Below are 15,259 nucleotides of genomic sequence, written 5' to 3'. Positions count from 1 at the left end.
TTTCTATCAACTTTCAACCGCATTAGGACTATGAGCGCACAGACCCCGCGCCAGATCGCGTTTTTCCTGGAACACAGGTCGGCATTGGTGGACTATGCCACCCGGCTGCTGGGATCCCGTGATCAGGCAGAGGATATCGTGCAGGACGCCTTTCTGCGGCTGAAGCCTAGGGAATCGGATGACTATGCGCCGCGCCAGGTCCTGTCCTATTTCTACAGCATCGTGCGCAATCTCGCTCTTGACCAGTTGAAGCGCCGTACCATCGAGACGCGCGGCCGAGAGGTCGATCCGCCGTTCTGGATCCTGCCGCAGGAACAGGGCACACCGGAGGAATCAGTTCTTTTCGCAGATCAGGCAAGGGTTGCCTCGCAGACGCTGGAGGAATTGCCGCCAGAGACACGCCGCGCGATCGAACTCTACCGGATCGAGGGCTGGACGCTGGAGGCAATCGCCGGCGAGCTGAAGATTTCAGTCGCGACGGCCCACCGGCTGATCCGCGCCGGCATGGTGAAGATAGCCCTGTCGCTTGACCGGGGGAGCCATTGAAAAATGTCGAGGCGCACGTGAAAAAGGACATCCAGCCAATCGTATATCCAGCAGGCACAGATAAGTTCGCTCACAAGACGGACACATCGAAAGACCACGCGCAATGCCGTCTAGGCCCGCGTGCGGAGCAACCAAGCAACCAGGGAACAGCCAAGCGGTGAGTGTCACGGATCAGCCAGAACAGCAGGGCACCATGCTCCTCGAAGAAGCGATGGACTGGTTCATGCTGTTGCGCGACACGCCGGCAGACCCCGCGCTGATGGCGGCCTGGGGAGACTGGCTGCAGGCGTCAGAAACCCATGCCGCGGCCTGGACACGGATCTGTCGCACCTGGGCAGCCCTTGGCGATCGCCCCGCAGCCTTGCCGGATGTCGCGCTGCAGAGCACACGTCCCTCGCCTGCATCGCGGGTTTCACCGATCGGTTTGCGCCTGTCCCGCCGCAGCCTTCGGCTCGCAGCGGCCTGCCTGATGTCCGCCGGTCTCGTCGTAGCCCTGTTCGGCCCGGCGCTGCAGATCCGCCTCGAAGCCGATTTTCTAACGGGCGCCGGCGAAACACGGATCGTGACGTTGGCCGACGGATCGCGGGTGACGCTCGCGCCCTATACGGCACTAGCGGATGACGTCGACGGGACGGCGCGGCATGTCCGACTACTGGCCGGCGAAGCCTTCTTCGAGGTCGAGCGGGATGCCACCCGACCCTTTGTCGTGGATGCACAGGACGCCTCCGTGCGGGTGCTGGGCACAGCCTTCAGCGTGCGCGACACAGGCCATGGCACGCGCGTGGAACTGGCACATGGGTCGATTGCGCTACGCCCTCAGGGGGTAGAGAACGGCACGGAGCTGACGCTTGCGCCCGGTGACGTCGCAACAGTCGACCGCAGGGGCGGCAAAGCGGAACTGAGCCGGGTCGACCCCGGCGATATCGCACTCTGGCGCGAGGGACGCCTGTCCGTCACCGATCAGGCGCTCGGGGATGTCGTGGCGCTCATCCAGCGCCAGCATCCAGCCTGGATCATGCTGCCGGAAAGCGACCTCGCCACGCTGCGGGTCACCGGCCTTTATGACCTGAGCGATCCAGACCGGGCGCTAACGGCACTGGCTGCCGCCTTCGGTCTTCAGGTGCGGGCGGCGTCTCCCTATCTGCGCATCGTCTCAAGTCGCTGAAATAATCGCTGCAATTCAGTATCTTGATCAATATTTCGCGAACCATCGCAAAAAGATGAATGCCGCCTGAAAAACTTGTCACTTTCACTCGTATTTAATCTCGAACCCGGCTTAAGCCGGTTGAGTATGGGGACAAGTATGACAGTGACAAGACTTACTGCGGATCGCGGCGCCTTGATCGGGGCACAGTCGCGCCGCCTTATGACCACAACCGCCTGCGCGTTTGCGCTTCTGGCCGGACCTTTCACGATGCCCGTCGTGGCGCAGACGGCGCCGGTGAGTGCGGCGACCCGCGCCTATGTCATTCCGGCACAACCGCTTGCCAATGCGCTGAGGGCCTTCGGCCGCCAATCCGGCCTGCAGGTTTCTCTGCCGGCAGAGGCGGCCCGCGGCGCGAATTCCGCTGCCGTCTCCGGGACGCTTTCGACCGAAGCTGCCCTGTCGCAGCTTTTGTCCGGCACCGGACTTTCCTGGCGCATCAGCAATGGCACGGTCGTCGTCGGCGACCAGTCTTCTGGTGTCACCGGTGGCGCGCCTGCAGCCGATGGTTCAACAGTGATCGGTGAGATCAATGTCACCGGCCAGCGGGCCGAGACCAGCGTCAGCTCCGTCAACATCGGTGCCGAAGAACTCGCAGCGCGCAATCCGACCAGCGTCGCCGACGTCTTCCGCGACGAAGCGGGGGTGAGCGTCGGAAGCTCGATCCCGACCTCGCAGAAGGTCTATGTCAACGGGCTGGAAGAAACGACGCTCGCAGTCAGCATTGACGGCAGCCGTCAGAACAACCGCGTCTTCCATCACAATGCCACAAACCTGATCGATCCATCGCTGCTGAAGGCCGTCGACGTCGATGCCGGCATCGCACCTGCCGATGTAGGCCCGGGCGCTCTGGCCGGCTCAATTGCCTATGAGACGAAAGATGTCAAAGACCTGCTCACGCAAAACGGCTTCGGCGGCATGGTGTCGGAGACCTACAATTCGAACAGCAATACCTTCACCACCGGCCTTGGCGGCTGGGCCATGCAGGATGGCTTCGAGTTTCTCGGCTTCCTGAACTATGGCAAAGGCGGCAATTACGAAGCAGGAAACGGCGATGAGGTCCGTGGCACCGAGACAAACCTCCTGAGCGGCCTCGGCAAGCTGGCCTATGAGGCCGAAAGCGGCGATCGCTTCGAGATCAGTCATGAGCGGGTGCGCGACGACGCAGATCGGCCTTACCGCGCAAATGCCAGCGTGGTCACGACCGGGCGTCCCTGGGAGCCGGCCTATCGCAATTACAAGCTTGAACGCGACAATACCGTCTTCACCTATACGGATACAACGCCGGAAGGCTGGTGGGACCCAACTGTGCGGCTGGCCTACAGCCACAGCTCGGTCGAAACGCCGATCTTCTACAATGCCGGCGGTGGCGTGGGCGCTTCCTATGACGGACAGGGCGAGAGCGGCAGCCTGAACGGCAAGTTCGAGAACAAGTTCACGCTGGAAAACGGCAACATTGTCGCCGGTCTGGACTTCTACAGCGACAAGATCGAACTGGAAACCGCTAGCGAGCCGCTCGGATATACGGAGGACGCCTCCGAACGCGCGCGCAACGTCGGCATCTATACACAGGTGCGGATCGAGCCTGTTGATGCCATGCGGCTGTCCTTTGGCGGACGCGCCGACAAGCAGTGGTTCGAGGGCACGACGGGCGAGAAGTGGGACCATGCCGGTCTCAGCGGCAATGCGTCCGTGGAATACGACCTGACGAGCTTCCTGACGGCCAAGGCCGGTGCAAGCCATGTCTGGGCGGGTATTCCGCTTGCGGAAGCCTTCATCATGAACCCCGCCTGGAACTATGGCCTAGAGGGGCCGGAGGTGACGACTGCCAATAACGCGACCGCCGGGCTCGAATTCCACCATGACGGCTTCACTGCCGAGGGGAGCCTTTTCCGCAGCATGATCCAGGATGCGCGCGTGGCGAAATGGGCTGCTGCGCGGGCCAACCAAAATTATGACGTCGAGACCTGGGGCTTCGAAGTGGGGGCAGGCTATGACTGGACCGACGGCTTCATCAAGGTGAAGTACACACGGGTGAATGCGGAAATCGATGGCTTGCCGGCCGATTCCGACACGGGCAACTACCTCACCACACCAGTTGGCGACATCATCACCATTTCAGCAGCTCACACCTTCAGCGACTGGGGCCTGACAGTCGGCGGCGACATGGAGTTTGCACCCGAATTCGAAGACGGCGCGAGCACCTATGTGGCCTATGAAGTCGTCAACATCTACACAGAATGGAAGCCCGAACAGCTCTCTCACATGACGTTCCGCGCAGAAGTGCAGAACCTCTTCAACGAGACCTATGCGAGCCGCGCCACCTATGGCCAGGAATTCGGCAATGTTGAGCCCCTATACGAGCAGGGCCGCACCTTCCTGCTGTCAGTCAAGGCGACCTTCTGATCCCGAAAGACATTGCTGTTCGTCGCGAAACCGGCGGAGGGCGACCCATGACCATCTGACATCAGGAAGAAACGACCATGTTTATTCGCCCCTTGACCCGCCGCGCACTGATTGCCGCAGGCCTCGTCCTCGCCACCCTGCCGGCGCTTGCACTCGACGTCGAGACCTATGCTGGCAAGGTCACCGTCGAGGAAACACCGTCGAAGATTGCGGTCTTCGACATTGCAGCACTTGATACGCTGCTGGCGATCGGCGTGATGCCGGCCGGCATCCCGGAAAACCTTTATCTTTCCGAACTCTCGGACCTGAAGGGCAAGGCCGAGGTCGTCGGCGACATATTCGAGCCCAATCTCGAAGCCTTGAGCGCGCTTGCACCTGACCTCATCATCGTTGGCGGTCGCTCTTCCGGCAGGGAAAAGGAAACGTCGAAGGTCGCGCCCTCGCTCGACATGACCATGGACGGCATCGACGTGATTGACCAGGCGCGTAAGCGGGCCAAGACCTATGGTGCGATCTTCGGCAAGCAGGCGGAGGCCGAAAAGGTCGTTGCCGATTTCGACGCAGCGCTCGCCCGCGCCAAGGCCGCCGTTCAGGGCAAGGGCCGGGGGCTGATCGTGATGACCAACGGGCCGAAGATCACAGCTTACGGTATCGATTCCCGCTTCGGCTGGGTGCACAAGGCGCTCGACCTACCAGCCGTCGTGGACGACGTTGAAGCCGCCACCCATGGCGAGCCGGTCTCCTTCGAATTCATCGCCAAAGCCAATCCCGACTGGCTGCTGGTGCTCGACCGGGCAGCCGCCATTGGCGCCAATGACCAAAATGCCAAGGCAACGCTCGACAATGCGCTGGTCGCCGAGACCAAAGCCTGGAAGACCGGCCAGGTGATCTATTTGCCGTCGGCCGATTTCTACATCGCCGCCGGCGGATTGAAGGCTACCGAACGGGTCCTGGCCACCATCGAGGCCGCATTCTCCGCCAGCCAGTGATGTCTGCCAAACTTGAGACACACCATCGTCGCGCAATGATCGGCGCCGGGCTCTGCCTGGCGCTTCTCGTCGTCTTGAGCCTTGCGATCGGCGTGCAGGAGCTGTCGTTGTCCGGCACCGAGGGGGGGATGCCCTTTGGCGATCTCATGGCCATCAGCCGGCTGCCGCGCACGCTTGCCGCCGTGCTCTGCGGCGCCGGGCTGGCGGTCGCCGGCCAGATCATGCAGACGCTGACGCGCAACCGCTTCGTCGAGCCCTCGACCGCGGGCACCGCCCAGAGTGCAGCGCTCGGCATCCTGATCGTGACGCTCTTTCTGCCGGCTGCCGGCCTGGGAGTAAAAGCGCTGGTCGCCAGCGGCTGTGCGCTCATCGGCACGGCTCTGTTCCTCGCCACCGCGCACCGCCTGCCGCCGGAACAGCCGCATCTCGTGCCGCTCTTCGGCCTTGTCTATGGCGGCGTAGTGGGAGCGGCCGTCACCTATGTCGCCTGGCAAACCGATCTCCTGCAATATCTCGACATTTGGACCAATGGCGAATTCTCCGGCGTGCTGAAAGGCCGTTACGAACTGCTCTTCGTCGCCTTCGTTATCGTCGGTGTGGCCACCGTGATCGCCGACCGGCTGACGATCATGGCGCTCGGCAAGGACCAGGCGACCAGCCTCGGCATCGATTATCGCCGGATGACCCAGATCGGGCTGGTGCTGGTCTCCGTCATGTCGGCGCTCTCGGTCGTCGTCGTCGGGCTCATCCCCTTTGTCGGCCTCGTCGTGCCCAATCTCATCTCGCGCCTCTCGGGCGACAATCTGCGCGGCACACTGCCGCTCGTGGCACTCGGCGGGGCAATCCTCGTGCTCGCCTCCGACATCGCCGGGCGCGTCATGCGCTTTCCTTACGAGATCCCTGTCGGCACGGTCATGGGTGTCATCGGACCGGCGGTCTTCCTCTGGTTCATCCTGCGGGAGCGCCGCGATGCGTGACCGGATCGTTATCGGCCTTATTCTCTGTCTTGCGCTCACCTCCATCATCGCCTTCATGACGGTCAACCTGCGCGGCAATATCGCTTTTGCGTTGGAGCTGCGCGGGATCCGGCTTGCGGCGCTGGTGACCGTCGCGGTTGCCATCGCGCTCTCGACCGTCACCTTCCAGACGATCACCGGCAATCGCATCCTCACACCCTCGATCATGGGGCTGGACGCGCTCTACCAGTTCGGTCAGGCGGCCCTCGTCTTTGCGCTGGGCGGGCTGGGTTATGTCTCGCTCTCGCCGCATCTGAAATTCGGCATGGAAGCGTCCGCCCTGATGCTGCTCGCCATGCTCATCCTCTGGCCGGCGCTGAAAAGCCGGATGGATCTGACGCTGATGCTGCTCGCGGGTGTCGTCATCGGCGGGCTCTTTCGTAGCCTGACGAACCTTCTGGCACGGCTGATAGATCCGCAGGAATTCGCCGTGGCGCAGCGGGCGATGTATGCGAACTTCTCCGCGCCGAACACCGATCTGCTCGCCATTGCGACGCTCGTCACGCTCCTGGCCGGCGGCTTCCTATTCTCGCGCCGCCATCTGCTGGACATCGCCGCACTCGGACGTGACACGGCCATCGGCCTCGGTCTCGACTGGAACCGGGTGGTGCTGGTGCAGCTCATCACCGTGTCACTGCTGGTCGCCGTCGCCACCGCGCTTGTCGGGCCCGTCACCTTTTTCGGCCTGTTGATCGCAGCGCTTGCCGAGCGGCTCACATCCTCCCGCAGGCACGCTTCCGTCTTCGTGGTTGCCATGCTTCTCGGCGTGATCGTGCTGGTCGGCGGGCAGACGCTGTTGCAGCACGGGCTTGGCCAGGCCGGCACGCTCTCTGTGGTCGTCGATTTCCTCGGCGGCCTTGTGTTCATCCTGTTTCTGTTTGCGAGGCGAGCCCGATGATCGAAATCCAATCCGTCAGCCTTTATCGCGAGGGCCAGCGCGTGCTGGATGGCATTGATCTCGTTCTGCCGAGAGGTGGCCTAACCGCCCTGGTCGGCCCGAACGGGGCGGGCAAATCCACCCTGCTCTCGCTAGCCGCCCGGCTGTTGCCACTGCAGCAGGGATCCGTCACCATCGACGGGCTTCCGGTCGGCTCGACACCCGGCAAAACTCTCGCCAGAAAACTCGCGATCCTGAGGCAGGATATCGGCCAGCCGCCGCGCGTCACCGTGCGCGAAATGGTCGGCTTCGGCCGGTTTCCGCATGGCGGCGGGCGAATGACGGCTGAGGACAAGGCGATGGTCAAGGAGGCGCTTGCCCGCTTCGAGCTCGAAGACCTTGCCAACCGCTCGCTTGATCGGCTGTCCGGCGGCCAGCGGCAGCGGGTGATGGTGGCGATGACCTATGCGCAAGGGACCGACTATATCCTGCTCGACGAGCCCCTGAACAATCTCGACATGTATCACGCCCGCCAACTGATGCTGGAACTGCGCCGGCTCGTCGACGAAGCCGGCCGAACCATCGTCGTCGTGCTGCACGACATCAACCACGCATCAGCCAGCGCCGACCGGATCATTGCGATGAAGAATGGCCGGATCGCAGCCGACGGGACGCCTGACGTCATCATGCGCACGGACGTGCTACAGGGGATCTACGATTTTCCTGTCGCGGTGGTTGAGGCAGGCGGAATGCGGTTTGCACTACACTACACGCAGCGACCAGATGCGACAGGTGCGTCCGGCCCGACCTGATGGGTTTGAGGACCACACCATAGGTCCAAGGAACCACAAAACTCTGTTGCTGCCAAATGCTCGCCTCAGGCAGGAAGCATGCTGACGGCTGAGGACACTCCTGTTGAACTGCGCGGGAATGCGACCCCATTCCCGGCAGCAGTATCTAGCAGGCAGAAACGTTCAGAGTGAAGCGCCTACAAAGACGGTGGGTGTGTTGCCAAATCGCCCGGCAAAGCGAGTGTCCGCTTATGGAAAAGACCCTATTGCGGCCAAACGTCCGAAACGAAGGCGCATTCTCGCCACGGCAGCATTCGCCTCTAGCCGGAACTTTTTCCTGTTGCGGCTAGCGGCCTCGACGGAATGACTGCCGTGTTTCCTTTGCACGATCCGAAAAGCCAGGAGGCTTGTTTCTCACCCACGTGATGAATGTCCGCACCGCAGGGTCTTCCAAGATTGTTTCGATCGTGGAAAACTTCTTGGCGAGTTGAGCATCGGTAAAGATCGAATGGATCTGATCGTGGCATATACGGTGCAGGCAAACGGTTTTCTTTCCACCCTTGCTCTTGGGAACAAGATGATGCTCGTCTCTCTGATCCTCCGGGATGACGCGCTCGCACATCGGACAGAACACGGGCTCTGGCGTAGGCTCGTCCCCAAAAGCTAGCTCGTCTCTGTTCTTGCGGGCCAAGGCTCGATCTTTCCTGGTGGAGACCCCGGATGCTGTTCCCGAGGATGGATGCTAGTGTCGCACGCGCACGCCAGTAGCATGAAACCATCAGAACCGTATGGCTTGTTTGAGGGCGCGAACCGGATCGAATCCTTCGAGGGGCTCTCCGGAAAAAGGAGCGACCCCACGACGTGCGGGGCCGTCCGCTTTCAGATTTCAGTTCGCACAGCTAGTTCTAATGCGTCCCCAATGTCGACGGGCGATCTTGGTATGGCCAAGTAGGATCTGGATCGCTCGAAGATTGCCGGTGGCTTTGTATATCATGGCAGCCTTCGTTCGCCGCAGGGAATGCGTACCGCAATCCTCCCGACGAAACCCGATCGCCGTCACCCACTCGTAGACCAGTCGGGCGTACTGCCGAGTGCTGAGATGATCAGCGTGGTCGACGCGACTGGGAAAGGCATAGTCATCGACGGTTCCTCCCCTTCGTTGAAGCCAGGCAAGCAGACTAGCTCTGACCTCAGTTGTGATTTCGAACTGCACGGGTCGTCCAGTCGTTTGCTGGACGACCATCGCCCGAGTTCGAATGTCGTGGCCAGTTATGAGTGTCCCGATTTTCAGCTTTACCAGATCGCAGCCACAGAGCTTGCTGTCGATGGCAAGATCAAAAAGCGCCCGATCTCGCATCCTTCCTTCACGATCGAGAAAGAAGCGGACTGCCCAGATCTGGCGCTGCTTAAGGGGCTTCTTGATACCAACTTGTTTACCCGCGCTCCAAGCCGGTCGACCCAGTGCGGCAGGATCATATCGCGAGATACCCATTTCAGTTCTCCTATGGCCACCATTGGCCACAGGGAGAACGCGCGCCTTTCAGTTAGATGACGGGGCCAGAAGCAGCCTGTCGGTTCTGGTCGCTGTTGACCGAAAAGCAGTCGACATATGCTGCCAGCCGATCGGTAATGCCAGCTTTGACCTCTTCCTTACGCCTCAATTGCCTCTATCCTCGATCCTTCTACCAACGGAAGCTGAGGTGGGTTCCTGCTGTTGCAGCGTGAACAGAGACCACGCGGAGATGAAAAGGGCAGCGATCAGGGGGCCGATAACGAAGCCACTGAGGCCAAATAGGGAGATTCCGCCGACGGTCGAAATCAGGACGACATAATCCGGCAGCCGGGCACCCTGCCCCACCAAAGGAGGACGGAGGAGGTTGTCGATGAGCCCTATCACGAAGGCCCCGATTACCACCATCAGGATGCCCTTGATCCACGCGCCAATGAGGAACAGCCATATCGCAGCCGGCACCCAGACGATCGCGGCACCGATGGCAGGCAGCATAGACAAGAAGGTCATAACGACGCCCCACAGCAGTGCAGCCTCAATGCCCAGAGCCCAGAAGCTCAAGCCGCCGATCGCGCCCTGGGTGATCGCGATGATCATATTACCTCGAACGGTGGCGCGAACAACGGCGGCGAACTTGTCGATGAACTGACGCGTATAATCGTCACTGAGCGGAATGGAGTGACGCACGGTCCGTCCCAGCGAAGCGCCATCCCGGAACAGGAAGAACAGGAGATAGAGCATCAGTCCCATGCTGATGAAGAACTGCAGCGTGTTCTGTCCGAAGCTCAACACCCCCCCGGCAATCGACTGCCCCGCCTCCATGAATCCGGATGAGAGCTTCGTCCACACTTCTGCAAAGCCATCGAGCTTGAGTGAGGTCAGCCAGTTGTTGAGAAATTCAGGCAGGATGGATTGAAGCCGCAGCAGATGGGCATTCAGGTCGATTTCATTGCTGCTGATGCGCTGGTAGAGGCTTGAACCTTCCTGAATGAGGGATGCCAGAATGCCGAGGGCCGGCAGGATGACGAGGCAGATACATAGAAACAGGGTAAGAAGCGCCGCGATCGTGGAACGGCCGCCAAGCAATCGTTCAAGCCGCTTGTGGACGGGAAAGAACAGGATTGCCAGGATCACGGCCCACAGAACTGCTGTGTAATAGGGTATCAGAAGCCACACGAACGCCACCGTCACCATGATCAGGAGCGCGTAAAAGCTTGCTCTTTGGATTGACATTCTGGCGTGCTCCCTCTGTCGCGGCTCTGGAGAGCGAGACGGCATTTTTCAAGATCTGGTACCTAGGTGACCTGCGGTCAGGCGTCTTTCCCATCATGCCACCAAAACGCTCGCGAAGATCAGCTATCTCCGGTTCAGATGATCGAGGATAGTCGCCCAACGAAATGCCCAACACGGGGTCGTGTGAAGTCGCTTGGTGCACTCACCCATCCTGCCCATCGAGCAGCCGCCAACGCCACACTTAGATTTTGATGACGGACTGAAGTGAGACCACCGCCACCAGATCACCCCCTGACGACATAACTTCAAGCTGGCGGCCATCTATCTCTGCATCGCCGACCACGGCCTCAACAACCATTTCCTTTGCAGCGGATATAGCCCCCATTCGAGCGGCGGCGTCGTCTGCAAACTCGACGCCTTCGACATCAAGCTCCAGTTCATTTCGTTCGCGAATGTGAAAGAAATATCTTTGCATAGCGTTCAATTCCAATCTCGCTGGGAGGTTCCAGTCCAATAGCCAGACACCTTCAATACAAGCCTCCGAACAACCGCCAGACGGTGCTGTCCCTTCTGGTCAAAGCGGCTGTCAGCCTGCATCCGAGGTCACAAGGGTGAGACCGACGACATAGGACTGGTCGCGGGCAAACAAAACGACGAAGTCTATGCGAGACGGCCTCAGGTGCGACGCAAATCAATACGGCCCGTGACGATGGATTTGCCAGTCTTGGGATCGGTATCGACCGTTGTCAGTCTTATGCCCGTGTCGCCGATCCTTTCGATGGTCATCTGTGCACGCCGATCGCCATTGACCTCCTTCACCCATGTAATCCCGAAGTTGATGGTATTTCCGGCGCGCTTACCGCCAGTCTGGCAGTGCCGGTGCCCGCTCCGGGGAATTGGCCCGCGTTTTGACGATGCCCATGCGGTTCCAACTTCCTGCATCAGACTACAATAAGGCTGCTTCGTCAGCATAGGCGAAGCTTCCAGAGGCGAGGACGAGCGCCGAAGCGGTCGGCAGGAACCAAGCAGAAAATCTCATCATAGACTCGTCTTTCAATCGCGAACGACCGGCACATGTCGACGGCAGATCTTGCAGGAACTTATGTTGGGGCAACCTATGGGAAGCCAGGAAGTTCCCGGAACAGCGCAATTACGACCGCAAGGATCCTTCACGAGGCTGCGAGCTCCAATTTGGCACTGCCTAGGGTCTCTTCAGCCAACCAGTCGCCGCCGATGACCTCATTTCATAAGGCCTGCGGCCCGCAATGCACTCTCGATGACCTCCTGTATGCCATCAGGCTTCAAGAGTGGGCCATGCTGTGCGGCGACCTGTGAGGCATCGGGCGTTTCCGGCCTTTCCCGCCGCTCGAAGGATGGGGTCAGCCCCCAGGCGCGCGCGATATGCACGGTCGACGAAATCCCGGCGTCGAGCATATATGCGGCAGATCTGCCATATCCGGTGGTTGCATCGATTGGCGTTCCATGACCCATGCCGACAATCCGGTAGTGCTCGATGGCGTTTCTGCCGGATGCATCTTTCCAGGTTTCCAGCGCATGACCGCCATCGACGAGCTGAGCTTCGCGCGATCCAACGTCCGCGCCATGGACCCCTCGCCACTGATCGATGATTGCCCGGGAATTCGCCTCAGAGACTGTATTGTCAGTCGTCCCGTGCCAGACAGAGACGGTCGGCCAAGGTCCATCGTGCCGGGATGCGCTCCTGAGTTTGGCGTCGAGCGTCGTCGCGGGTGGAATTCCGTGCCCTCGCATTCGGTCGAAAGCTTCCGGCACCGTGGAGGCCACGCCGAAGGGAAGGCCGGCGATGATCGCACCACCTGTAAAGACTTCGGGATAGGAAGCGAGAAGTGCATTGGCCATGGCGCCACCTGCCGAAAGGCCCGTGACAAACACACGGCGCGAATCCACACCATGAATGTCGATCATGCTCGCGATCATCTCACGGATCGACAGGACCTCGCCGTGGTCGCGAGTGACGTCATCGCCCTGGAACCAGTTGAAGCAGAGATTGGCGTTGTTCTGGCGGGATTGCTCCGGAAACAGAACCGCGAAACCATAGTCTTCGGCGAGCCGCGACCAGCCGGACCCGTGATCATATGCGGCTGCCGTCTGTGTGCAGCCATGCAGAACGACCACGAGGGCGGGAGGGGACACTGGACCGTCCGGGCACTGATACCAGCCGGTGAGCTGGCCGGGGTTTTGCGCAGGCTCGGCCAGCCTGGTCAGCTTATTTGGCTGGTCGACGGGGCCCTGCGTTTGCGCGCGGGCACGAGCCAATCGCTCGATGGTATCGGAAATGCTACGCATGGGTGACCTTCTGGGGTTCCGGAAAGCCAACCGACATCCCTGTTGATAGATGATGTTTTAAAACGACGTCGGGGACCGGCGTAAGCCGATCCCCGATTGGCATGAATTAGAGAGTGCGACCCCGATAACGGTCGCGCTCCTGTTCGATTTCCGCCGGGCCGTAGGGGTCAGCGGAATGATCGAACTTCGTCCAGCCCTGCTCCGAATAGGCCTGGCGGCGCGCCATCGGATCGACGCGATTGGACTGCTTGAGGATCGCTTCCGCCTCAACTTCCATGCTGTCATCCACGCGAGCTGTGACGAGCGTGCCCCCACGGCGAACACCTTCGGCGTAGACATGGGCCTCTTCTTCAGAAACTCCGGAATCCATCAGTGCGCCGATAAGGCCACCAGCCGCACCGCCAGCAACCGCGCCGGCAACGGCGCCGGCTGCAGTTGCGGCCAACCAACCGGCCGCAACGACCGGGCCAACACCTGGGATGGCCATAATACCGAGTCCCGTCAGAAGACCGCCCGCGCCCCCAACCACAGCGCCAATACCGGCACCGGTGCCGGCACCTTCTGCAGCGCCACTGTCGTTGTCTTCATGTGTGTGACGGTTGTCGGCATTATTGGAAACGATGCTGATGTCGTCGGACCGGACGCCACGGGCTTCCAGAGCACTGACGGCCGCGCTTGCATCATTGTAGGTGTCAAAAAGTCCGGTAATGTTTTTCATGGAATGACCTTTCTCTCCGCTCTGCAGAATTATTTCGAGACGACGTTGCCCTGGTAATCCATTGCCACCGACAAGGACTTGCCGTCCTTCATTGCCGTGGCCTGCCAGACGCCCTGGTCGTCAAGCATGAGGTCGGCAATGCCGGTGTAGCCGGCGGCCTCAATGCGCTCCCGCGCTTGTTCTTCTGTGAAGGAGTTAGCGCCCTCTACCGGGGCTGCAGCATTCGGCGTATCCGGTGTCGCAACGGCAGGAGTGTCGCCGTCGGCCGCAGGAACAGTGGTGGTCTGGGCATAGGCAGACACTGCCGAGGCGCATACGAGCGCCGCCGCGAAAATCATCTTTTTCATGGGGTTTCCTCTTTGCAGACCTAGTTGCTAGGTACCGCAGCAAGAACACAACGGCGTGATTAAAGTTCCGGCTCATTTTGCCGTTGTTGGCTTTTGTGGCGACATTTCGCATCTGATGATCGATCCTCGTGGCGCGGATGTGCAAACGAGAAAACCGACTGGTCACCGATGGGCTTTTAGCTGTAAAGTCATCTACGGATTGTGGATTGATGAGCTGCACCGTTGAGCGGGAGAGCTTCGATTGAGCAATAGCGGTCCAATTGGCAGCGACTGGGATGCACGTGCGCTCCGCAGTGCCATCGATTCTGCCGGGGTCGCTCTCTGGACATGGATTGTTGAAAACGACGAATTCGTCATGGATGCCAGAGGCTTTGAGCTCTGGGATCTTCCGCTGGCAAACGGGCTCACCTTTGAACACTTATCCGCGCAGGTACATCCTGCCGACCGAGACCGCGTCAGGGCAGCCTTCGTTGCCACACGTGTCGTCGAAGGTCAGTTCGAAATCGACTTCAGAATATTGACGAGCACATCGGACGTGCGCTGGATTTCTGCGCGAGGCTTGGGGGGCAACCGAGACGCCGCCGCCCGGGAGATGACGGGGATCTTTCTCGATGTCACGGGGCGCAAGCAAGCGGAGGAGGGTCACGAGCTGCTCGCCGGCGAAATGAGCCACCGGGTGAAGAATCTTCTCGCTCTGGCGTCGGGCCTGACGACGATCACGTCGCGGACGACCGAGACTAAAGAGGAGATGGCGAAGCAATTGACCCAGAGGCTGACGGCGCTGGGGCGGGCCCATGATCTGGTCAGACCCCTCCCCAATGGCCAGGGAAGTGCCGCTCTGCTCGGCGATCTGTTTTCGGTGCTTTTGGCGCCGTATGACGACCTGAGCGCCTTTGCAGGTCGGATTCGTGTTGCCGTTCCTCGTATGGGGATCGGAGAGAAGGCGGCTACGAGCCTTGCCCTTGTGATCCACGAGCTGGCGACCAATTCGCTGAAATATGGTGCGTTATCAGCCGAGCAAGGCTTGCTCGATATCTCCGGCTCTACCGTCGAGGAGGATGTGGAGATCTTATGGAGCGAGCAAGGCTGCGAGGATGTGCCGAAAAACTCACCTGAGGGGTATGGCAGCAAGCTGCTCCAACGAACCGTGGGTGGTCATCTCGGTGGGTCAATCGTATACGATCGGACCGCAGGAGGGATAATGGTGACCTTGAGAATGCGGGTGAGTGATCTGGCACACTAAGAAACCCCGCGCGTCACTCCAGATAAGGCAGCTATCTGGGGGACGAACTAAACC

Annotated in this window: 14 protein-coding genes and 2 pseudogenes; 8 read left to right on the top strand and 8 right to left on the bottom strand. The window is 60.5% G+C overall.

All coding sequences use genetic code 11. The features are described from left to right. Positions 1 to 30: 30 nt before the first annotated feature. The 7 genes from QTL56_RS15495 to QTL56_RS15465 all read left to right on the top strand — a co-directional run bounded on the left by QTL56_RS15495 (position 31) and on the right by QTL56_RS15465 (position 7,850). Positions 31 to 546 (top strand): sigma-70 family RNA polymerase sigma factor, encoded by a 516-nt coding sequence (locus QTL56_RS15495; RefSeq protein ID WP_245133919.1) that lies wholly within the window; start codon positions 31 to 33, stop codon positions 544 to 546. A gap of 193 nt (positions 547 to 739) precedes the next feature. Then, on the top strand, positions 740 to 1,711 hold the full coding sequence (locus QTL56_RS15490; protein ID WP_245133918.1) for a FecR family protein: 972 nt from the start codon (positions 740 to 742) through the stop codon (positions 1,709 to 1,711). A gap of 138 nt (positions 1,712 to 1,849) precedes the next feature. Continuing rightward, positions 1,850 to 4,156, top strand: a complete 2,307-nt coding sequence (locus QTL56_RS15485; RefSeq protein WP_245133917.1) for a TonB-dependent receptor — start codon at positions 1,850 to 1,852, stop codon at positions 4,154 to 4,156. Positions 4,157 to 4,233: 77 nt separating this feature from the next. After that, the gene (locus QTL56_RS15480; protein WP_245133916.1) at positions 4,234 to 5,145 is read left to right on the top strand and encodes a siderophore ABC transporter substrate-binding protein; all 912 of its coding nucleotides are present in this window, start codon (positions 4,234 to 4,236) and stop codon (positions 5,143 to 5,145) included. Beyond that, positions 5,145 to 6,122, top strand: coding sequence for an ABC transporter permease (locus QTL56_RS15475; RefSeq protein ID WP_229576907.1), 978 nt, complete (start codon positions 5,145 to 5,147; stop codon positions 6,120 to 6,122). Before QTL56_RS15480 ends, QTL56_RS15475 begins: the two co-directional genes overlap by 1 nt. Beyond that, on the top strand, positions 6,115 to 7,059 hold the full coding sequence (locus QTL56_RS15470; RefSeq protein ID WP_245133915.1) for an iron chelate uptake ABC transporter family permease subunit: 945 nt from the start codon (positions 6,115 to 6,117) through the stop codon (positions 7,057 to 7,059). The genes QTL56_RS15475 and QTL56_RS15470 overlap by 8 nt, the downstream gene beginning before the upstream one ends. Then, on the top strand, positions 7,056 to 7,850 hold the full coding sequence (locus QTL56_RS15465; protein ID WP_245133914.1) for an iron ABC transporter ATP-binding protein: 795 nt from the start codon (positions 7,056 to 7,058) through the stop codon (positions 7,848 to 7,850). The genes QTL56_RS15470 and QTL56_RS15465 overlap by 4 nt, the downstream gene beginning before the upstream one ends. A 325-nt stretch (positions 7,851 to 8,175) precedes the next feature. Here the strand turns inward: QTL56_RS15465 and QTL56_RS15460 are convergent, their stop codons facing one another. From QTL56_RS15460 to QTL56_RS15425, 8 genes and pseudogenes are all read right to left on the bottom strand, one after another. Then, on the bottom strand, positions 8,176 to 8,520 hold the full coding sequence (locus QTL56_RS15460) for an HNH endonuclease (RefSeq protein WP_245133913.1): 345 nt from the start codon (positions 8,518 to 8,520) through the stop codon (positions 8,176 to 8,178). Between the two features lie 188 nt (positions 8,521 to 8,708). Further along, positions 8,709 to 9,321: pseudogene (locus QTL56_RS15455) on the bottom strand (tyrosine-type recombinase/integrase). 165 nt (positions 9,322 to 9,486) lie between these two features. Then, a complete protein-coding gene (locus tag QTL56_RS15450; RefSeq protein ID WP_245133912.1) occupies positions 9,487 to 10,572 on the bottom strand; it encodes an AI-2E family transporter in 1,086 nt (361 codons plus the stop codon). Between the two features lie 241 nt (positions 10,573 to 10,813). Continuing rightward, on the bottom strand, positions 10,814 to 11,047 hold the full coding sequence (locus tag QTL56_RS15445; protein ID WP_245133911.1) for a DUF6894 family protein: 234 nt from the start codon (positions 11,045 to 11,047) through the stop codon (positions 10,814 to 10,816). 200 nt (positions 11,048 to 11,247) lie between these two features. Continuing rightward, positions 11,248 to 11,474, bottom strand: a pseudogene (locus QTL56_RS15440) (hypothetical protein); the annotation flags it as partial. A 337-nt stretch (positions 11,475 to 11,811) separates the two neighbouring features. Beyond that, positions 11,812 to 12,897: an extracellular catalytic domain type 1 short-chain-length polyhydroxyalkanoate depolymerase gene (locus tag QTL56_RS15435; protein WP_245133910.1), complete on the bottom strand. Its 1,086-nt coding sequence runs from the start codon at positions 12,895 to 12,897 to the stop codon at positions 11,812 to 11,814. Positions 12,898 to 13,003: 106 nt separating this feature from the next. Next, positions 13,004 to 13,615 (bottom strand): general stress protein, encoded by a 612-nt coding sequence (locus QTL56_RS15430; protein ID WP_245133909.1) that lies wholly within the window; start codon positions 13,613 to 13,615, stop codon positions 13,004 to 13,006. 29 nt (positions 13,616 to 13,644) lie between these two features. Beyond that, positions 13,645 to 13,962, bottom strand: coding sequence for a PepSY domain-containing protein (locus QTL56_RS15425; RefSeq protein ID WP_245133908.1), 318 nt, complete (start codon positions 13,960 to 13,962; stop codon positions 13,645 to 13,647). Positions 13,963 to 14,203: 241 nt separating this feature from the next. Between QTL56_RS15425 and QTL56_RS15420 the strand changes: the two genes are divergently transcribed. After that, positions 14,204 to 15,205: a sensor histidine kinase gene (locus QTL56_RS15420; protein WP_245133907.1), complete on the top strand. Its 1,002-nt coding sequence runs from the start codon at positions 14,204 to 14,206 to the stop codon at positions 15,203 to 15,205. The last annotated feature ends 54 nt before the right edge of the window (positions 15,206 to 15,259 follow it).

Origin of the sequence: Peteryoungia algae (genome assembly GCF_030369675.1) — a bacterium.
Lineage (GTDB): Bacteria > Pseudomonadota > Alphaproteobacteria > Rhizobiales > Rhizobiaceae > Allorhizobium > Allorhizobium algae.
This window is presented reverse-complemented; position numbering and strand designations above follow the sequence as displayed.